This is a genomic window from Kocuria sp. TGY1127_2, from assembly GCF_013394385.1.
GTDB lineage: Bacteria > Actinomycetota > Actinomycetes > Actinomycetales > Micrococcaceae > Rothia.
The window spans coordinates 1,708,960-1,728,704 of sequence record NZ_AP022834.1; the positions used below are offsets into that span (position 1 = coordinate 1,708,960).

Here is a 19,745-nt window from a genome sequence, read left to right on the forward strand (position 1 = left end):
CCCGGTGGGCGGGATGGCCGCACGAGGTGGCCTGACCGACCGGCCCGTTTCACTCCTCTGCGTCCCTGCCCCATCACCTCCCGAATCAGCCTGCTTGCTTCCTGAGGGCCGACGGCGGAAAAGGCAGCGGCGTCTCCCCCTCGACCAGCGCGGTCAGGTCCCACGCTTGAAGCGCCGTCAGCGAGATTCCGCGGGGGCCCGTGCGTCGGGTGGTTCCGCGGATCAGGATCATCGGAGTTCCGAACAGGTCGGGCCCCGAGAGCTTCTGCGCTTCGTCGAAGAACGCCGTGTCCACACACCCGGTTCCGTCGTCGAGGGAAATGAAGACCACGCGCTTGCCGTTCTTCATCGGCGGCGTCATGGTCGAAACCCGCACGCCCGCAACCCATACCTCGGACTTGTTGCGCATCCTGATCAGGTCGGCCGCGCGGGTCAGCGGCCACGTCCTGGTCTTATCGCGGTACCCGACCATCAAGTGCGCAGAGACGTCCAGTGCCAACAGGTCCAGTTCGGTGCGCACGGTCGAGGTCACGTCGCTGGTATCCCTGCTCTCGTACGGGGTTTCGAGGTGGGCGCCCAGAGGCAGGGAAAGCTGTACCGGCACGGCACCGGCTTCCCCTGAACGCGCCCCGGTCTCGGTCGGCCGGGGAACGACGTCGTCGTACCCACCGCCGGCAGCACGTACGACGCCGCCGCCCCCGACCCCCTGTTGCCAGACGCCGCGGAAGACCTCGACATCGAGAGCGCCGACCGCGGCGAGCCGGTCGAGCGTGGGCTTGTGGGGGCGAGCGCGCGCTTTCAGATCCGCCACGGAGACGTACGGTGCCCGGGCCGTGATTCTGTCGATTTCGGCCCCACTGATTCCGGACAGCTGGGTGAGGGGAAGCCGGATCCCCCACCTCTCGGCGCCGGGGCTCCTCCCGGTCTCGGCCCCGCGGCCACTCGCGACTCCCCGGCCGAGACCCCGACCCACACCCGCACCCACGCCCAGATCCGAATCCGCCCCAGAATCCACGACGCGTTCCACACGGTAGTTCCGACCGGATCGATTGACGTCCAGGGGCAGCAACTCTATGCCCAGGCGCCTAGCCTCGGCGAGGATCAGACGCTGGGGGTACATCCCGGGGTCGTGTTCGAGCAGCCCCGTCATGAAGTGCGCCGGATAGTGGGTCTTGAGCCAGGCCGATTGGTAGGTCGGGATCGCGAAGGCGGCACCATGGGCCTTGCAGAATCCGAAGGATCCGAAGGCCGCGAGCGCCGTCCAGGTCTTGTCGATGACTTCTCGGGAGTAGCCTCTGCGGGCGGAGTGGAGGCGGAAGTGTTCTTCGACGTCGTCCTGGGCCGTGCTCCCCAGTTTCCTGCGGAATTCGTCCGAGGAGGCGAGGTCGCATCCTGTCATGGTGCTGAAGACGTTGAGGATCTGTTCGTGGAAGACCATGACCCCGGCGGTTTCTTCCAGGTAGGGCACGAGGTCTTCCTCGATGTAGTTGGGGGTTGCGAATCCGTGGCGGGATTCGAGGTATGGCCGGACCATGTCGGATTGCATGGGGCCGGGGCGGAAGAGGGAGATGTCGATGATGAGGTCGCCGACGCTCGAGGGCTGCATCTTGCCGATGAGCTCGCGCTGACCTGGGGATTCGATCTGGAAGCAGCCGAGGGTCTGGGTGGATTGGATGAGGTCGAAGGTTTTTGGGTCGCGGGTGTCGATGGTTTCGAGATCGGGTTTGTGCCCTTCGGTGCGTTCGATCTCCTGGAGCGTGTATGCCATCGAGGACTGCATGCGGACCCCGAGGATGTCGAGTTTGAGTAGGCCCATGGGGTCCATGTCGTGCTTGTCGAATTGGCTCATGGGCAGCCCCATTCCGGAGGGTTGCACCGGGGTGCGCCGGAGGAGCGAGGCGTTGGAGAGGATCACGCCGCACGGGTGCATCGAGAGGTGGCGCGGGAGGCGGTCGAGCCTTTCGGTGAGGTCGATGAGCAAGTTGACCTTGGGGTCTTCGCGGGCTTCCCGACGCAGTTCGGCCAGTTCGGGTTTGATGTCGAGGAGTTCGCGCAGTTCTCCGGCGGGAACGCGCCAGATGGTTTTGGCGATGCGGTCCGTCTGTTCCGGGGTGAGGCCGATGGCGCGGGCTGCGTCTCGGACTGCTCCGCGGGCGCGGTAACCGTTGTGCATGGACATGAGGCTGACGCGGTGGTCGCCGTAGTGGTCGAAGACGAGCCGGTAGATTTCGTGGCGTCGCGCGGATTCGACGTCGATGTCGATGTCCGGCAGGGTCGATCTTTTGTCCGAGAGGAATCGTTCGAAGACCAGCCCGTATTCGAGGGGGTCGACGACCGAGATATTCAGGAGGTAGTTGACCAGGGAGGACACCCCGGATCCGCGTGCCGCGTGGCGGATACCCAGGGATTCGATGAGGCCGGAGACGTGGCCCACGGTCAGGAAGTAGGAGCAGAATCCGAGGTTCTCGATGGTACGCAGTTCCCGGTCGAGGCGTTCCCGCGGGGTTTCCCAGTCGCGGCGGGCCAGGCCGGGTCCGTGGACCTTCTGGTCCTTTTCCGCCCCGTAGACGCGTTCGAGGGCTGCTTCGCAGCGGGCTCTGAGTTCGGCCGCGGGCATGCGCGTGACTCCGGTCAGGTGCGCTTCGGGCACGGTGGGAGTCCCGTACCCCATGTCCGTGGCCGGGTCGATTGCGCACCGGTGCGCGAGTTCAGCGGCGAGGGCGGTGAGGTCCGACGCGGTGATGCCGGCGTCCGCGGCCCGAGCGATCTCTGCCGCGATGGAGCCCATGTCCTGAGCGGGTTTGAGCCATCCCTGCCCGTTGACCTGTTGGATTCCCTCCCCAAGCGCGGTGAGGCTGCGGGCGGCGTCGAGGACGTCCGCGGTCACGGCCTGGTCTTCCGTCGCGTAGCGGACGGCGTTGCTGACGACGGCGCCCACTCGGCTTTCCGCCGCGATCCCGAGCATTCGTGCCGCATGCGCCACGCTCCGGCGCTCCCCCGGCCTGGTCAGGTGGTTGACGAGGTTGACGCGCAGCCGGCGTTCTCCCACGAGTTTGCGCCACTCCTTCAGGCTGGCCCGGGCCGCGCGGTATTTGCGGGCTTCCGCCAGCCTTCCGTAGTCGGATTCCGGGCCGAGAAGGACCGTGAAGCGGCCTTCTTCCATCGCGACGGCGCGGCCGAGATCGGCGGCCGTGATGCGGGGCCGGTCGCCCAGGCGGGTGGGCCCTGTGCGTTCCCTGGTCCTGTGCGCCCGGGTGATGATCTGGCAGAGGTCCCCGTATCCGGCCCCGGCGTCGTGACCGTCCGCGAGGAGAACGATGCGGCCGATGATTTTCCGGTCCGAAGGGTCTGCGAGCGCGAGGTCCACTCCCAAGACGGGTGTGACGCCGTGGTCCATGCAGGCACGAACGTGTTTGACGGCCCCGTAGAGACCGTCCCGATCGGTCAGCCCGAGGTGAGTTGCACCGTGCCCCACGGCGGCAACGACGAGCTCAGCCGGTGCGGAGACGCCGTAGTGCGCGCTGTATGCGCTGTAGGTGATCAAGTGCGGGAACTTCACGCCTCAATCGAACATATATTCGAATATTAAGTCAAAACAGTACGCACGGGTCCGTGAGCACAACGGGCCGCCGTGCGGAAGGTTGGAGTCCCTCCGGTTGTGGCCGGTTTCGAGCTCATACTCCCCCTTCGCGATCCCAGGCGTTATCCGTGGAACGGCTGAGCACATGCTTGCGTATGCGTTCGCTCGGCGTCTTCTCGAAACTATCGACAACTTCGATGTAACGGGGCAACTGATACTTGGCAAGACGCGGTGCAAGCCAGTCGGACAGGGTCGCTGGACCCGATTGCGCTCCACATGTCAGCACGACGAAAAGCTTGATCTCCTGCTCCCCCAGATCAGAGTGAACCCCAACGACAGCGGCATCTTCGACCTCGGGGTGCTGGGCGACTACGTGTTCGATCTCCCACGCGGAGACGTTCTCGCCTTTGCTGCGCAAGCTGTCGGTGAGTCGTCCGTGGTACTGCAGTTCGCCATTGGCCGCGATTGACCCGACGTCATGCGTATAGAGCTTCCCGCCACGAAGTGTCTCGGCGGTGGCTTCGGCAGCCCGGAAATAGCCCCCGAAGAGGGCACCCGGGGTTTCGGAACTGATGACGATCTCACCGCGTTCGCCGGCAGGAAGTTCATGCCCTTCTGAATCGCAGATAGTTACAGAGAACCATGGCAACGGGCGGCCGATAGTTCCTCCGACCGTACCGTCCGAGGCGGTGGCGATGCTCGACCCTTCTGTCATTCCATAGGTCTCTCTCACCTCTACTCCGAATCTGCTCGAGAACTCCGCATGGATCTCAGCAGTGCAGCCGCCACCCCAGGCAACACGTACCGTATGGTTCAGATCCAGCTCGGAATCCGGCTGCTTGAGAAGCATCTGCAGGATCCCGCCAAGATAGTGAATATGCGTCGCTCCCGCATCGCGGGTCTGCTGCCAGAATCTGCTGGCGCTGAAACGCGAGACAAAAGCGAGCTCGATCTCCGACAGCAGTGGCAACAACAAAACTTGGGCCCCACCCACGTGATAGAGCGGCTCCCACAGGAAGTAGACGTCCCCGTCTCCTCCCGCTGAGGCGATCAGCGCACCATCAGCGGCGATGCGCAGCATCTCATGAGTGACCATGACGCCCTTCGGCGGACCAGTAGTGCCCGAGGTGTACATCAGCGCGAGCAGGTCACTCGGTCCCGGAACCTCGTCTTCATTCCCGACGGGCCTTTTCATAGCCCTGGAGAGTTCGTCGTTCTGGTTCCGGTCAGCTTTGCGTTCCACAACGCGCACAGGGTATGAGGCCCCGCAATCCTCCACAATGCCCGCAAGATCTTCTTCGACAATGATGATGCGAGGCTCCGAATGGTCGACGAGGTAGGCCAGACCGTTCCCCCGCTGCTGCGGATTCATCGGCACCCACACAAATCCTGACCGGGCGAGGGCGAAGACCGCGATCACTGCATCACGGGAATTGCGCAACATCAAACCGACACGGTCACCGCGGCTGACCCCTTGGTCGGCGAGCCACCCGGCTAGCGACGAGCTCCCTTGGTTCAGCTCCCCAAACGTCACGGGTGCGCCATCGAACCGGGCATAGATTCGATCTGGATTCGACAAAGCAATGTCCTGCAAATTCTCGGCAAAACCGTGGGCGTGGTGCATTGGAGGGGTTCCTTGGTGACTGTGAGGTGAAGCAGTTGTGGTCATAAGTCAATAAACCTCGGTGCGGTTGAGAGGGAGGTTCTTCGTCTCGCGGAAGAGGAAGATGACGACGAAGGCCGATACGACGGCCAATGCCATGAGATAGAAGCCTGGTGCGAGCGATGTCCCCGTACTGGAGACAAGCCACGTCGCAACGAACGGGGCGGTACCTCCGAATAGGACATAGGCCAGGGAGTACCCGATTGCCGAGCTCGAGGACCTAACCGCAGGCGGGAACATTTCGACGAGGGCCGGAACATTGGCGGTTCCGATAATCGCGACGAGGATGGCCAGTACCGAGCCGCCCAGGATCGCAAAACCGAAGCCCAGAGGCATGAGAGCGAACGCAGGAACGGTGAGGATGACGAACCCGATGCAGGACGTGAGCAGCATTGCTTTGCGGCCGAATCTGTCAGACAGCATCGCTACGAACGGGCACGCGGCCGAGTAGGCGAGCATCGCAATCACGTTCGCGAGCATTGCCTCCGAGGAAGAGTACCCGAGACTCGAACTCATATAGGCAATCATGTAACTCGACATGAGGTAGTAGCCCACCGCGTTGGTGATGCTGTAGCCGAACAATGTGAGGATCTGCCGCTTGCATACGCGGATGGCCTCCCGCAGAGGGCGCGCAACCGTCTGTTTTTGATGTTCGAGAGCCCTGAATACCGGGGTGTCATCGACATGTGCACGGATGAACAAACCGATCAAACCCAGCGGAGCAGCGACCCAGAACGGAATCCTCCACCCCCAGGAAGCGAGGGCCGATTCGGAAAGCGTCGAGGTGATGAGTACACCGAGCCCTGCCCCGGCCACCGAGGCGATTCCGACGGTGAGCGGAATGACGCTTGAGAAAAGCGCCCTCTTGCCTTCCGGGGCGTACTCGACGATGAAAGACGCTGAACCCGTATACTCTCCACCCGTTGTGAAGCCTTGGATGGCTCGAAGCACGAACAGCAGAAAGGGAGCCCAGAGTCCGATGGTGGCATAGGTGGGAAGAACGCCGATGACGAAAGTTGCGGCGCTCATCAGCAGGACGCACAGCGCCAGCATCCGGTTTCGACCGATCCGATCTCCATAACGGCCGAAGAAGGCGGCGCCTATCGGCCGGGCGACGAAGCCGCCGGCGAAGATCAGCCACGTGGCAAGCAACGAAGCCACAGGATCGCCGCTCGGAAAGAACAACGAAGAGATCGTCACGGCCATCACAGCGTAGGCGGCCGAGTCGAACCACTCGACGAAGTTTCCGATCAGGGCGGCCCAGGCGACCCGTCTGAGACTTCGTCGGCCCGGACTCGGCGCAGGATCCATGTTCGTATCTTGGTGCTGAGCAGTCACAACGTCACTCCCGAATAATAGGCGTTCCTTGCGCCGGACGGACACCATTGGCCGTCGTAGCGTTCGAGCATTTCTCTTATTTCTTCTTTTTGGCGAGGAACCGCTCCATCTCACGCTGAGGCTCGCCCGATGCATAGGCTGCACGATGGGCAGCCTTGGCAGCCGTGACCGCTTCGACGAGGTTGTCCTCTTCGAGCTCGCGGATGCGCCCCTTGGTGATCGCGAGAGCACCCTGCGGGTAGTCGGCGATCCTATGGGCCAGCTCGATGGACTCCGAGAGGGCTTCACCGGCTTTGGACAACTTGTTGAGCAGTCCGAGGCCCTTGCTTTCGTCCGCGTCGACGAGCTCTCCCGTGAGGGCGAATTCCGTTGTCTTCGACCGGCCGAGAATGCTCCACATCGCCCACAAACCAGTGATGCTGGGAATTCCGGACAGCACTTCGGGCTGTCCCAAACGGGCACCGGGATCTCCGACCCTGAGATCGGTGGTCAGGGCGAACTGGAATCCCGAACCGGCCGCGACTCCATTGACCGCCGCGATGGTGATCTGGTCCAGGTCCCGCACGGCACGATAAAGGACATCGAAGCTGTCGATCCAAGCGTCCGAGGCGGCGTGGTCGTCTGGGTCCATGGCTGCTGACTCGGCCAGGTCTTGACCGGCGCAGAATCCACGACCCGCGCCTGTCAGGACTACGGCCTTGCAGGACGAGTCGTCCTTCAGCTCGTGCAGTGTCTCGATCAGCGCACTCCGCATCGAACCGGTCCATGCATTGAGTTTTTCCGGACGGTTGAGCGTAATGATGGCGACCTCGCCATCGCGTTCGGTGAGGATCTCTGACGACATTGTGTTTCCTTTCTTCGATTCAAGGTCAATCTCAATGTGACCAGCAAGGAAACGACGTCGTCCAACACCAAATTGTAATGTGGTCGATATCATGTTGATATTGAATCCATGGATGTTAGGCATCTGCGATATTTTGTCGCACTCAGCGAAGAGCTTCATTTCCGGAGAGCGGCGGAACGTCTCCACATGGCTCAGCCTCCGCTGTCGCAGCGCATCAAGGAACTCGAACATGAACTCGGCGTCGAGCTCTTTCACCGCAGGAGAACGGGAGTAGAGATCACCGAGGCCGGTGCGCTATTACTCGAACACGCTCGTGAAGTTCTCGATCGCGTCACGGACGCTGAAGAAGCAATGCGACGGATACGCCCTGGAGCCAGAGGCGAGATTCGCACCGCCCTGCCACCGGACACGGACCCGGCAACAATTGCAGTACTCGTCGAAACCTATAAACATCTGGAACCGGGCGTCCTCGTCAACATCAGCGAACGCCATACTGACGAACAGCTCCAATTGCTGCTCGATGGTGGCCTCGACGTTGCCGTAGTCAGACATCCAGTCAGTACCGTCGGCTTCGAATCGAGTCCGGTCTTCGCCAGGCCCGTCGGGGTATTGCTCAGACGAGACCATCCACTGGCGACCGAGGACGAGTTACACCTCAGCCAACTCGCAGGTCAGCATCTCATTCTGTTCCAGAGATACATGGCCTCCGCTCTCTACGACGAGATCCTGACCACCTGCAAAGACGAAGGTTTCCTTCCACCGTCCATCCGGAACGCTCGCAACCGCGATTTCGCCTATGGACTCGTCCTAGCGAATCGGGGAGTATATTTTCAGGCGAAACCATGGTCGTCCCCTCCCGCAGAGCTGATCTGGCGACCGCTGGCCGGCGAGCCGTTGACCTGGAGGACCTCCGCACTGTGGGCAAGGAACAGTCGCACCCAGGCCACCGACGCACTTGTTAAAGCGATAGTGACCTCCCTTGAGAAGAGCGGGCACATGTTGGTCTAGTGGCGTGTCGCGGATTTAGCCTGCTCGCCCGGTCAGTGTGGGCGGACTAGACGGGTCAAGGAGCTTGCGTAGTTATCGGACGATGATGGGGAATCCCTATAAATGACAACTGGCACCGTGACATGTGGGCAATGAAATACTGACCACATGGATGCGTCTTTCGAGGATTTCATCGCCGAGGCCGAGGTCGCCCATATCGAGGCGTGGGACTTCTCCTGGCTGGCAGGCCACGCCGCCGAGGAGCGTCCGCCGTGGCGCTATGCACATATGCTGGGCCAACGCCTCTCCGCCATCGAAGCATCCCTCGATATTCAGACCGGAGGCGAGGTCCTTGCACACGTCCCCGCGGTTCCTCGGCTGGTCGTAGCCACAGAATCGTTTCCGCCCAACGTCGCCAAAGCAACGGAGCTGCCCCACTCCCGTGGGGTCACCGTGGTAGCGGATCGGGACGAACCGCCGCTGCCCTTCGGCGACTGCGCATTTGACCTCGTGACCAGCCGTCATCCCGCCACCATTTGGTAGGACGAAATTCGCCGAGTACTCCGTCCGGGAGGCAGCTACTTAGCTCAGGATAAGGAGAAAATCATGTCAATGTCAGATATCGACGGAAAGCTCTCGCAAGGATGGGGAGGCAAGGCACCCAACGGTTGCCACGTTAACGTCCTGCTCGCCCGGCGGGGATCACCCACGGCGGCTGGAATCGCCCAGGTCTTTACATCGCCATCGTCCGGGTTCACGCCGATCTTGGCCTGCCTGGGACCGGATCAGCCCTCCTATGTCACGGTTAATCCACCGACCGTGATTCTGAACAAGACCCCGGCGGTGACCGACCTCGAGCAATCGCTCGTTTCCGGAGCTGCCCAGGTCGGGATATCACAGGGAGTACTCGATGCGGTCGCCGAAGACCTGCTTGAGGCTGACCAGGAGACCGTGGTTCTGGTGTCCTTGTGGATCGATCCGGAAGCCGCGGACGAAACCGAAGTGCGCCACTCAAGTCGCGAAGCGACTTTGTCCGCGCTCCGTGAGGCCGTGAATGGACAAGGTCAAGAAGATCGTCTTGGCCTTGTAGGCTCCCGTGAATCCGTGACCCACCCCTTCTATAACGGCAACTAATCGCCCGCGCTGTGCCTACCCCGCGTGTTCGCATCCGCGGGGTAGGCACAGCATTTAAAGGCGACGGACGGGCACGAACCGGTATCAAGGCAAATCCGATGGCTGCCTCTCAACTGCCCACATGCCGGGACGATCCGTGATTCCAAACGTCAAGGATCTTCCGGTGTCCAATAAGAGCAGACCTCAAGCAATACGAGTGGTCGTTCTCTATACGACAAGCTTCAGACGCTGGGAGACATAGCTACCGAGGAGATCTGTAGACTCCCCCTAGGCAACATCAGAGGAGAAAACGTGAAGCCCAACGGTAAGGGTAATGCCGCAAACCTCTTGGCCTCTCTCGAGGCCGACCCCGTTATCGCTAGCATCAAAGACGAGGAGTCACTTTCCGCGGCCCTGCGTTCCGAACGCGAAGTGTTCTTCATACTTTATGGAACACTCATCGACATCGCTGGAATCGTGGATCGGGTCAAAAACGCGGGCAAGCTCGCCCTGGTCAATATCGACTTCATAGAAGGAATCTCCTCGCACGACGAAGCCGTCCGTTGGTTCGCTTCTACGACAGCCACCGATGGGATCCTGTCCTCAAAACCAACGGTCGTACGCGCCGCTCGAAAAGCCGGGCTGATCGGTATACAACGATCGTTCCTCGTCGACTCGATCTCCTATCGTCAGCTGCCTCGCACGATGAAACAGGGAGAGCCCGACTTCGTGGAAATCCTGCCGGGTTGTGTTCCTCGAGTCATCGAGTGGCTGCGCGATGACCTTTCAACCCCGATCATTGCTGGCGGACTGGTCTGTGAAAGGCGGGAGGTCAACGCCGCGCTCGAAGCCGGCGCACTGGCCATCGCAACCTCGGACCAAAAAGTGTGGAAGATGTGAGGGACTCCAACGGCGCACCTGGACGTCTTTCCTCCTCGCCTGCTACGCTTACATAAAATTTCATAAGCCAGGATTTTCCTGGCCGTCACGTTAGAGAACAAGAGATCAGTGGCGTCAGTCCGTTCGCGGAATGACTACGCCCCTGGTCTCTTTTTTTGTGCCTTCTCGTGGCTGCTATCGACATAAAGCACACGACCGACGGACGTATCGGTCTTCCACAAAGGAGTGGTCCCATGACTCAATCCAGCAGGATGATCAGCTTTGTCATCCTCGCCATGACGGGAGGTGTCATCTTCCAAGTCGCTTACCTACGGTTTCTGTTCCTCGAGGATGGTGCCAAGGCCTTCGAACTCACTCTTCAGCAATACGGATCCGTGACCTCTGTTTTCGGGACTGTAGCGGTCGTTATGTACTTCGTCGGTGGCTGGTTTGCTGACAAATTCTCGCCCAAGATGCTTATTGTCGTGGCCCTGCTGGGAACCGGCGTCCTGGACCTCTACGCCTCGACTGCACCCGGCTACTGGCCTGTACTAGTGGTTCATATCCTGTTCGCAGTACTCGGGACAGGCTTGTACTGGCCCGCCTTGGTCAAATCCGTGAGTCTTCTGGGCTCAGAGGACCAACAAGGTCGACTCTTTGGTTTTCTCGAGGGCATCCGTGGCCTGACCACCACAGTCATCGGGCTGATCGGATCCGCGATCGTCGCCAAAGCCGTCGTTGCCAGCGCGGGAGTAGTTACTCTGATTCGCATATACGGGTTACTGTGCCTAGTGCTCGCGGTATGCGTTTACCTGGTTGTCCACCAGGGCAAGGACCAACTTGATAAGGCGGAACGCCAAGCGGTCACGCTGCGACAACTACTCGCCGCGGCCACGAACAAATACACCTGGCTCATCGGTGGAACCGTCATGATGATGTATTGCTTCTACACCCTCATGGGCTACCTGACTCCACTGTTGCAAGACGGGTTCGGTGTTGCGACGGGTCTCATCGGAGTGATCGGTGTCCTTCGCACATACGTCTTCCAATTTGTAGCCGGTCCGATCGGTGGAGTCCTCGTGGATAAAGTGTTCCGGTCCACTCCACGATTCTTGCTACTGACCTTTGTAGTTGTCGGTCTAACCGCCATCGGATACATGGTCTTGCCGCAGCACAACAGTCTGGTATGGGTCGCGGTGGCTCTGATGATCGTCATGAGCTTGGCCGTATTCGCTGCTCGTGGTGTCTACTGGGCGTCGATCGGTGAGCTCGGCGTATCCGTCGAGCAACGCGGTGGCGTCATTGGCCTTGCCTCCGGACTCGCGTACCTGCCCGATGCTTTCTTACCAGCTTTGGCCTCATGGTGGATCGGCGATGCATCCAACCATGTCCCTAGTCACGGCGGTTTCACCGCAATGTTCCTCGTACTCGTCGTTGCCGCAGCCGTAGGCATAGTGCTGTGCGTGCTCACATTGCGGATATATCACCGCGAGCTCACCTCCGGCATCTCAGCGCCCGCGTAAACAGTGCCCCGGACTAGCTGGGTAAACCATCTCCTGACGAATATCGTGCGCTGTGAAATCTCGAATACTTACAAACCCGACCCCTACGATCCAAAGGACCTCACCATGGAAATAACTGATTTTTCCCTCGATCACTTTTCTCTTCAGGGAAAGGTCGCTCTCGTGACCGGAGGCAACTCCGGTCTGGGACAAGCTTTCTCCCTCGCACTGGCCAAAGCAGGAGCAGACATTTTCGTACCGAGCATCGTCGATGACGATGGCACGACCCGACACCTCATCGAGGAAACCGGGCAAAAATATGAATTTTTCGAAATCGACATAACATCCGATAAAGCACCAGAGCAGGTAATCTCTACCGCGATCGACCGTCTGGGCGGTCTGGATATCATCGTTAATTCAGCTGGAATCTCCAAGTTGGCAAACGTCGAGAACTTTGATCGCTCACAATGGGATCCGATGCTTGATCTCAACCTGACGGCCCCCTTTGCCCTTTCCCACGCGGCCATCGAACATTTCACTGCACAGAAATCCGGCAAGATCATCAACATCGCCTCACTGTTCGCTTTTCTCGGCGGCCAGGGGTCCCCGGCCTATGCGGCAACCAAGCACGGAATCGTGGGGTTCACCAAGGCCTACTGTGATGAACTTGCCGGGTACGGCGTTCAAGTCAACGCGATCGCACCCGGCTACTTCGCGACCGCCATCACCACCGCGACCCGTGCCGACCCCGAGGCCAGTCGTCGCGTTCTTGAGCACATTCCAGCAGGTCGGTGGGGCGAGGTTGCCGACCTGATGGGGACCGTCGTCTTCCTCGCGTCGCGAGCGTCCAATTACGTCAACGGCCACGTCCTGACCGTCGACGGCGGCTACCTCGTCCGCTGACTGTTCCGGCCTAACACATCTATTCCCCACACCAAGAAAGGTCCACTAGATCATGATCGACTCACGCTCTCCCCTCAACCGCCAGGAAATTCTTGCCGAACTAGGAAATCGTCTCCCGTCCGAACGCATTGAAACGAACGAAACCGCTCTCAAAGAAGCCAGCGTTGACCGGTTCAAGAAGTACCAATCTGTACACGAGATCTTCAATGCTCCGCTGCCGGTTGCCATCGCTTATGCGACCTCCACCGAGGACGTCGTCGCCATTCTTGAGCTGGCGGACAGGTACCTGATTAATGTCGTACCCCGCAGTGGGCGCACTGGAACCGAAGGCGGCCTCGAAACCAGCGTTTCGAACACCATAGTCCTCGATATTTCCAGGATGAACCAGGTGCTTTCGGTGGATCCGGAAAATATGCAGGTTACGGTCGAAGCCGGTGTCCAACTCCAAACGCTTGAAGACCAACTCCGTGAGCAGGGACTGACGACAGGACATTCGCCTCAGTCCAAACCTTTGGCTCAGTACGGCGGTCTGGTCGCAACTCGAAGCATCGGCCAGTTCTCAACCCTGTACGGAGCCATTGAAGACATGGTCATGGGCCTTGAAGCCGTGTTCCCGGGTGGGCACACTGCCCGGATCAAGTCCGTTCCGCGTCGAGCCGCTGGCCCTGATATTCGCCACGTGCTGATCGGCAACGAGGGCGCGTTGGCAGTGATCACCGAAGTGACTCTCAAAGTATTCCGCTACTTTCCGGAAAACGATGAATTTCACGGAGCTCTCGTCGATGACATGAGCACCGGCGTGGCGATCCTGCGCGAAGTCATCACTAACGGCTTCCGACCATCTGTAGCCCGTTTGTACTCGCCAGAGGACGCCAACCAGCACTTCTCCCACTTCAGCGAAGGCAAATGCGTCGTCATATTCGTAGCTGAAGGCCCCAAGAGCATCGTCGAGGCAACCAGTACGGAGATTAGAAGAGTTCTGGGACAACACGTTCACCAAGACGTGGACCCAGACCTTATCGAGGAGTGGTTCCAAAACCTCAACTGGGGCCCGGACAAGATCGAAGCCGAGAAGAAGGCGATGCTTGATAATCAACGCCTTGGATACACGACGGAAGTATCAGCCAGCTGGTCCCAGGTCACTGACCTTTACGATGCGGTAATCCGTCGCATCCGAAACGAGTACCCCTATGCCAAGGATTTGACCATGCTCGGTGGTCATTCCTCGCATAGCTACCAGACTGGTACCAACATGTACTTTGTCTACGACTACCACATCGATGCATCGCCCGAAGAGGAGATCGAAAAATACCACATTCCTCTCAACGCCATCATCGTTGAGGAAGCACTTCGCCATGGTGGATCGATCGTCCATCATCACGGCATCGGCAAATATCGTTCGCCATGGACCCAGCAAGAGCATGGAAGTGCGTACCAGATCCTGACGGCTCTCAAAAACGCGTTCGACCCAAATGGCGTCATGAATTCGGGGACCATTATTCCCGTCGAGGGCGCTATTCAGGCAGCAGCAGCGCACCCTGACCAACAACTGGACCAGTGGGCATCAGAGAACCGAGGCCGCGAGGATTCAGCTTCATGACTTGCTACATAATGGGAATAGACAACGGTTCGCAGTCATCGAAAGTAACGATCTATGCCGAAGACGGCAGGCCTTGTGCGGAAGGTAGAGTGCCGCTTCCTGCGACCGATTCGCCTCGCCCGGGAACTGTTGAATACCCTGACGACGTTTTGTGGGACTCCATTGCAGAAGCCAGCCGGCGTGCCGTCGCTGGCTTTGAAGGTGACCTGCAGGAGATCAAGGGAATCGGTCTGTGCACGATTCGCTTTTGTCGCGTTGTCCTGCAGGCCAACGGATCTCTTGCCCAGCCAGTTATGAGTTGGATGGACGAACGTGTCAGCCGTCCCTACCACCGAGAATCCAATGACGCCGCGTACGTCACCACCTCGTCGGGCTACATAACGCACCGCATGACTGGGAATTTCAAGGATACGTCGGCAAATTACCAGGGGATGTGGCCGATCGACACCGATACCTGGGAATGGACCGGCGACGAGTCAGGCTACGAGGCGACTGGTATCCCGCGAAACATGCTTTTTGAACTGGTTCAGCCGGGTGAGGAACTCGGCCGGCTCACGGAGGCTGCGGCAACGGCGATGAGCCTTCCTTCAGGAATACCAGTCATCGCCACCGCTAACGACAAAGCGGTAGAAGCGCTGGGAGCCGGCCTCCGCGATCCATCAGATCTGGTGATTTCGACTGGTACGTATATTGCTTCGATGGCAGTCGGTACCGATAACGTCAAGAAATCGGAGTCATTTTGGACGAATTTCGCTTCGGAACCTGGGCTTTATTTATATGAAAGCAACGGCATCCGCCGTGGCATGTGGACCGTAAGCTGGATGCGCGATTTATTGGGGCCTGATGCCGCTCATGCCGCGGTTGCTCGTGGAGAATCCGTTGAGCAGATGCTGGGACGTGAAGCCGCAGCAGTCTCGCCGGGGTCCGACGGGCTCTTGACGGTACTTGATTGGCTCGCCCCAGTGGATGAGCCTTACCGCAAGGGATCGATGCTCGGTTTCGATGCACGGCACGGCCGAGGACACATGTTCCGATCGATTCTTGAGGGCATCGCAATGACCATGAAGCAGCGGGCAGACGAAATGTCCGAAGAACTCGATAGGGGGTTCCAGCGCATTGTCCTGACTGGCGGCGGGTCTTCTTCTGATTTACTGGTCCAGATCATTGCGGACGTCTTCGGTCTACCGACTGTGCGCATGACTGGGGCGAGTGCCGCCAGCAGAGGCGCCGCGATCTGTGCCGTGGTCGGTACTGGACTCGCAAACTCATTTGATGCCGCGACAAAACAGCTCGCAATCACCGCGGATGAAGTCCTTCCCAATCGAGACAACGCCCAGACATATCACGAGCTCGGTAGGGTGTATCGAGATATTCGTGCTGCAACGGATCCTCTGTACGGCAGAACCGCCAACCTCTTCGGATGACCATGCGGAAAGAACGGCTCCACCTAGGTACATCTCAGGCGCTGCCCCAGTAGCGTCGAAGTCATTTCCACGTCTTGGCTCCAAGACTTCAGATTTCCTTCAATGCCCTGACTCCAGCTGTAGAGAATTCTCGCTCACCAGAAACGGCAAGTGCCCCTGTGGGGTACTTGCCGTTTTTTGAGTTAAGTATTGTGGACCCCCATTGTCCAAGACCGGCTCGCTGAACAGCTCGGTAGGCCGTGGGTCGCGCTATCCCGAACAGCTCCGTGCTCCCAGCGGCCTTTTGCCTTCCCTCCCCCGTAGAACTGAACCACATGTATTTCCTGGCTCGGTGAGAGTTTCTGCTTCTTGCTCCGCAGCCGTACCCACCATGTTGAACAACAATCCCCGTAGGGTCGTGCGCGTCCTAGCGCCTGCCCCAACGTTCAGTGTCAGGCCCTGGGTGGTCAGTTCGGCCGCGATTTACCTTGTTGGGGAATTGGAGATCGAAGGAGCCATGACCATCCAGGGCGGCACGGCTTCGCTGAAGACATAGGGCCGAGTCTGCGGCATAGTTACCTTTCGTACTTGCGATGAGAATGCATTTTCACTGCTCCTAAGTCTCGCTCGGCCGCGGAAGGGCACCGGCAGGAAACGGAAAAACATCCGAAGTAACCCACCGTGAAGGCTTGCCCCCCCCCTCAGGCACCGCGTCAGAGCACGCCATCCAACCAATGTGCTGAAACCCTACCCAATGACCATACGAGTCATTATGATGACTTGTATTGAAGTACGTCGACGGGGAGGCTTCATGATGGCCGCGGCAAAGAAGTATCAGCGAGTGCAACAGGCCATTCGCCGCGACTACGGCCAACTCCGCGCCGGCACTTCGCTCCCTTCCGAAGCCGAGCTGTGCCGCCAATACGAGGTCAGCCGCGTGACCATTCGTCGAGCGATAGAGGAACTCGTCGATGAATGCCTCCTGACCAGGCAACACGGCCGCGGAACCTTCGTGAGCGCGCAAGGTGCTTCACCAACTCACCCGCCCGAGGTAGTCGATTCCCAGGGTTTTTATGCGCAAATGACGGGCCAGGGCATCAAAGTCACGTCCAAGGTCCTCTTCCAAGGGATCACCACCTCGTTGAGCGGCCTGGCCAGTTCCTTGGGTCTCTCACCCCAAGAGCCCCTCCTTCGCCTAGATCGCGTTCGCTCGGTCGAAGGCCGCATCGACCATCTGACACGTAGCTGGATGAGCGCTCGGAAATACCGCGGCATCCTCGACCATAACTTTGCCCAGGAATCCTTCCAGGCGGTCCTTTCCGAAGAATTCGGCTTTACCCCGCGCTGGGGAAGAGCCAATGCCCAGCTCACCGACGTGACCCGGGAGGAGGCCGAACACCTTGGCATTCAGGCAGCCGATACCCGATTGCGCACCTTCATCACTTTCTACGCCGACGACGAGACGCCCGAGGTCTGCACCGAAACGATCTACGCCGACAAGCAGGCATCTCCCCAGTTCCTATTCATTAGCAGGTCTTAACCCGGAAGGAATTATCTGATGCTCAAGGAAGAACTCACCCTCGATCGGGTGCTCGTCGACGTCGTCGCCTCGTGGCAGGAGGCGATTCGCAGAGCGGGCCAGCCTCTCTTCGAGGCAGAAGCCATCCGCGAATCGTACATTGATCAGGTCATCGCGAACATTCAGGAGCCGGGCGGGACCTACATGGACCTTGGTTTTGGCATAACCCTCGCCCACGCCAGGCCCGAAGCTGGTGCTCTCAAGACCGCGTTCTCGGTGCTCACGCTCCGTGATCCCGTCAACCTCAATGACGACGAGGCACACCCCGTCCGCACGGTCATCTTCCTCGCCGCGGCCGATGATTCCGCACACCAGGAAGCCCTCCGCGACCTCGCGACAATCCTGCGGGATGGGAACAAGCGCGACGGTCTGACGCACGCTAACGATCCTCACGAAATATTAAAACTCCTCACGGCCAACTAACCGGCCAAACCACCTACGAAAGGACATCACGATGAAATTCATGGCAATGTGCAGCTCCGGTTTGGGCAGCTCTTTCATGGTTGAAATGAACATCCAGGCGGCACTCGACAAGATCGGGGCCAAGGACGTCGAGGTCGATCACGCAGACCTGGGTTCGGCAGGTCCCACTGACGCCGATGTCTTCTTCGTTGGAAAGGACCTCGAGAACTCGGTTTCAGGCTTCGACGACGTCGTCATCCTGGATTCGATCATTGATCAGGACGAACTCGACCTGAAGGTCAAGGAAACGTGCCTTCGACTTGGCATACCGCTAAGCGACTAGGCGTGAAAGGGATTCCATTATGAACAGCACGCTCCATGTATTCGTCCAAATCTTCTCTGAACCATCTATCCTCGTCGCGCTGATCGCGTTGGTCGGGCTCCTTCTGCAGCGGAAACCCGGCGCAGACATCATGAAGGGCACGGTCAAGACCTTCGTCGGATTCCTGGTCCTCTCGGCCGGTGCGGCGGTCGTCGTAGCTGCTCTCGACCCCTTTGGAGACATGTTCTCCGAGGTCTTTGGGGTTCAAGGCATCGTCCCCAATAACGAGGCGATCGTCGGGCCGGTGCTGCAGGAATACGGCACCGCCGCAGCGTTGATCTTTTTCTTCGGAATGGTTGTCAACGTCATCCTGGCCCGGATAACGCGGTTCAAGTACATCTATTTGTCCGGGCACGTGGCCCTGTACCAGTCGGCCATGATAGCGGTGATCCTGATCGTCGCGGGCTTCAGCACATGGGAGGCCATCCTGTGGGGTTCGATCGCAGAGGCCATCATCACCACCGTTTCGCCCGCGGTCGTCCAGCCCTTTATGCGGCAAGTCACCGGCAAAGATAACGTGGCACTGGGTCACACCGGTGGCTTCGGCATCGCACTTTCAGGCCTCGTTGCTCGGCTCACCAAAGGTGACCCGGAGAACTCGACCGAGAAGCTGAAGGTACCCAAGTCCCTGGGCTTCGTGCGCGACTCGACCGTCGTCGTGGCCCTGTCTATGGGGATCATATTCATCGTCGTGGCCCTGTTTGCTGGGCCCAGCTACGTTCAAGACAACATCTCGGATGGGCAGAACTACATCCTCTGGGCGGTCATGTCGGCCGGTCAATTCGCCGCCGGCGTGTTCATCATCCTGGCCGGCGTCCGCGTGATCCTGGCCGAGATCGTTCCGGCATTCAAGGGCATCTCGGAGAAATTGGTTCCCGATGCCAAACCCGCTTTGGACGTCCCCATCACCTTCACGTTCGCGCCGAACGCGGTCATGGTGGGATTCCTGTCCTCGCTGGTCGCAGGCCTGATCGGAATGGGCGTGTTGGGCATGCTCGGCACCGCCGTGATCATCCCCGGTATCGTCGCCCACTTCATGACCGGGGGCGCCTCGGGCGTTATCGGTAATGCCGTCGGCGGACGCCGCGGTGCGGTTCTGGGCGCCTTTGCCAACGGCATCCTGATCACGCTGGTTCCTTTGCTGCTCCTACCGCTACTCGGCGACATCGGCAATGCGAACGCGACCTTCGGCGATTCCGATTACGGCGTCATCGGCCTCTACCTCGGCTGGCTCGGCATCGGCGGCAAGGCATTCATCATCGTGGGCATCCTGGTCGCTCTGCTCGCCCTGTTCGGCACGAGTTTCGGCATCGGGCGCGCCGCAAAGAAGCGGGAAGCACGCGACCACGCGGCGGAAGGCAGCGCAACCTCAGATTCCTCCGAAACTCGCTCCTCCAACATCGCGGACTCATCCGATTCCGCTTCCTAGCAGCGGCTTCTAGGAGACACATCAGGCACGGACGAACGACGCCGCCCGCTCCACTATTGGACTGGGCGGCGTCGTTTTCTCATGTTTCAGGCACGTCAGCACGCTCCGGACATGCGGGCCAATGCAGGCAGAGGCGGTCGC

16 protein-coding genes are annotated in these 19,745 nt (G+C 59.7%); 12 read left to right on the plus strand and 4 right to left on the minus strand.

Annotated features, from left to right (window positions below; genetic code table 11):
* Positions 1 to 85 precede the first annotated feature (85 nt).
* The 4 genes from dnaE to sake_RS07700 all read right to left on the minus strand — a co-directional run bounded on the left by dnaE (position 86) and on the right by sake_RS07700 (position 7,425).
* Positions 86 to 3,559: a DNA polymerase III subunit alpha gene (gene dnaE, locus sake_RS07685; protein WP_178945760.1), complete on the minus strand. Its 3,474-nt coding sequence runs from the start codon at positions 3,557 to 3,559 to the stop codon at positions 86 to 88.
* A 115-nt stretch (positions 3,560 to 3,674) separates the two neighbouring features.
* Positions 3,675 to 5,204 (minus strand): AMP-binding protein, encoded by a 1,530-nt coding sequence (locus tag sake_RS07690; RefSeq protein ID WP_178945761.1) that lies wholly within the window; start codon positions 5,202 to 5,204, stop codon positions 3,675 to 3,677.
* 48 nt (positions 5,205 to 5,252) lie between these two features.
* On the minus strand, positions 5,253 to 6,581 hold the full coding sequence (locus sake_RS07695) for an MFS transporter (RefSeq protein ID WP_238147586.1): 1,329 nt from the start codon (positions 6,579 to 6,581) through the stop codon (positions 5,253 to 5,255).
* 76 nt (positions 6,582 to 6,657) lie between these two features.
* Entirely contained in the window at positions 6,658 to 7,425 is a 768-nt protein-coding gene (locus tag sake_RS07700; protein ID WP_178945762.1) for an enoyl-CoA hydratase/isomerase family protein, read from the minus strand.
* Positions 7,426 to 7,533: 108 nt separating this feature from the next.
* Here sake_RS07700 and sake_RS07705 point away from each other — a divergent pair, with 108 nt between their 5' ends.
* The 12 genes from sake_RS07705 to sake_RS07760 all read left to right on the plus strand — a co-directional run bounded on the left by sake_RS07705 (position 7,534) and on the right by sake_RS07760 (position 19,604).
* Entirely contained in the window at positions 7,534 to 8,433 is a 900-nt protein-coding gene (locus sake_RS07705) for a LysR substrate-binding domain-containing protein (RefSeq protein ID WP_129359479.1), read from the plus strand.
* 147 nt (positions 8,434 to 8,580) lie between these two features.
* A complete protein-coding gene (locus tag sake_RS07710) occupies positions 8,581 to 8,955 on the plus strand; it encodes a hypothetical protein (protein ID WP_178945763.1) in 375 nt (124 codons plus the stop codon).
* Between the two features lie 63 nt (positions 8,956 to 9,018).
* Positions 9,019 to 9,546, plus strand: a complete 528-nt coding sequence (locus sake_RS07715) for a formaldehyde-activating enzyme (RefSeq protein ID WP_129359477.1) — start codon at positions 9,019 to 9,021, stop codon at positions 9,544 to 9,546.
* Positions 9,547 to 9,837: 291 nt separating this feature from the next.
* Entirely contained in the window at positions 9,838 to 10,425 is a 588-nt protein-coding gene (locus sake_RS07720) for a glycerol-3-phosphate responsive antiterminator (protein ID WP_129359476.1), read from the plus strand.
* Between the two features lie 233 nt (positions 10,426 to 10,658).
* Positions 10,659 to 11,927, plus strand: coding sequence for a nitrate/nitrite transporter (locus sake_RS07725; protein ID WP_129359475.1), 1,269 nt, complete (start codon positions 10,659 to 10,661; stop codon positions 11,925 to 11,927).
* Between the two features lie 105 nt (positions 11,928 to 12,032).
* A complete protein-coding gene (locus sake_RS07730) occupies positions 12,033 to 12,809 on the plus strand; it encodes an SDR family oxidoreductase (protein WP_129359474.1) in 777 nt (258 codons plus the stop codon).
* Positions 12,810 to 12,861: 52 nt separating this feature from the next.
* Positions 12,862 to 14,409, plus strand: a complete 1,548-nt coding sequence (locus sake_RS07735; RefSeq protein ID WP_178945764.1) for an FAD-binding oxidoreductase — start codon at positions 12,862 to 12,864, stop codon at positions 14,407 to 14,409.
* An 11-nt stretch (positions 14,410 to 14,420) separates the two neighbouring features.
* Positions 14,421 to 15,833 carry an FGGY-family carbohydrate kinase gene (locus tag sake_RS07740; protein ID WP_243155763.1) on the plus strand — a complete coding sequence of 471 codons (1,413 nt, stop codon included), beginning with the start codon at positions 14,421 to 14,423 and terminating at the stop codon, positions 15,831 to 15,833.
* Positions 15,834 to 16,623: 790 nt separating this feature from the next.
* Positions 16,624 to 17,352, plus strand: coding sequence for a GntR family transcriptional regulator (locus sake_RS07745; protein ID WP_165000953.1), 729 nt, complete (start codon positions 16,624 to 16,626; stop codon positions 17,350 to 17,352).
* 18 nt (positions 17,353 to 17,370) lie between these two features.
* Positions 17,371 to 17,814, plus strand: coding sequence for a PTS sugar transporter subunit IIA (locus sake_RS07750; RefSeq protein WP_178945766.1), 444 nt, complete (start codon positions 17,371 to 17,373; stop codon positions 17,812 to 17,814).
* Between the two features lie 31 nt (positions 17,815 to 17,845).
* The gene (locus sake_RS07755; protein ID WP_129359469.1) at positions 17,846 to 18,136 is read left to right on the plus strand and encodes a PTS sugar transporter subunit IIB; all 291 of its coding nucleotides are present in this window, start codon (positions 17,846 to 17,848) and stop codon (positions 18,134 to 18,136) included.
* 19 nt (positions 18,137 to 18,155) lie between these two features.
* Positions 18,156 to 19,604, plus strand: a complete 1,449-nt coding sequence (locus tag sake_RS07760) for a PTS ascorbate transporter subunit IIC (RefSeq protein WP_178945767.1) — start codon at positions 18,156 to 18,158, stop codon at positions 19,602 to 19,604.
* The last annotated feature ends 141 nt before the right edge of the window (positions 19,605 to 19,745 follow it).

Excerpts from the sequence above, each read along its gene's own strand:
- sake_RS07690 (WP_178945761.1), bottom strand. The coding sequence starts at position 5,204 with ATGCACCACGCCCACGGTTTTGCCGAGAATTTGCAGGACATTGCTTTG.
- sake_RS07700 (WP_178945762.1), bottom strand. The coding sequence starts at position 7,425 with ATGTCGTCAGAGATCCTCACCGAACGCGATGGCGAGGTCGCCATCATT.
- sake_RS07705 (WP_129359479.1), top strand. The coding sequence starts at position 7,534 with ATGGATGTTAGGCATCTGCGATATTTTGTCGCACTCAGCGAAGAGCTT.
- sake_RS07710 (WP_178945763.1), top strand. The coding sequence starts at position 8,581 with ATGGATGCGTCTTTCGAGGATTTCATCGCCGAGGCCGAGGTCGCCCAT.
- sake_RS07715 (WP_129359477.1), top strand. The coding sequence starts at position 9,019 with ATGTCAATGTCAGATATCGACGGAAAGCTCTCGCAAGGATGGGGAGGC.
- sake_RS07725 (WP_129359475.1), top strand. The coding sequence starts at position 10,659 with ATGACTCAATCCAGCAGGATGATCAGCTTTGTCATCCTCGCCATGACG.
- sake_RS07730 (WP_129359474.1), top strand. The coding sequence starts at position 12,033 with ATGGAAATAACTGATTTTTCCCTCGATCACTTTTCTCTTCAGGGAAAG.
- sake_RS07735 (WP_178945764.1), top strand. The coding sequence starts at position 12,862 with ATGATCGACTCACGCTCTCCCCTCAACCGCCAGGAAATTCTTGCCGAA.
- sake_RS07740 (WP_243155763.1), top strand. The coding sequence starts at position 14,421 with ATGGGAATAGACAACGGTTCGCAGTCATCGAAAGTAACGATCTATGCC.
- sake_RS07745 (WP_165000953.1), top strand. The coding sequence starts at position 16,624 with ATGATGGCCGCGGCAAAGAAGTATCAGCGAGTGCAACAGGCCATTCGC.
- sake_RS07750 (WP_178945766.1), top strand. The coding sequence starts at position 17,371 with ATGCTCAAGGAAGAACTCACCCTCGATCGGGTGCTCGTCGACGTCGTC.
- sake_RS07755 (WP_129359469.1), top strand. The coding sequence starts at position 17,846 with ATGAAATTCATGGCAATGTGCAGCTCCGGTTTGGGCAGCTCTTTCATG.
- sake_RS07760 (WP_178945767.1), top strand. The coding sequence starts at position 18,156 with ATGAACAGCACGCTCCATGTATTCGTCCAAATCTTCTCTGAACCATCT.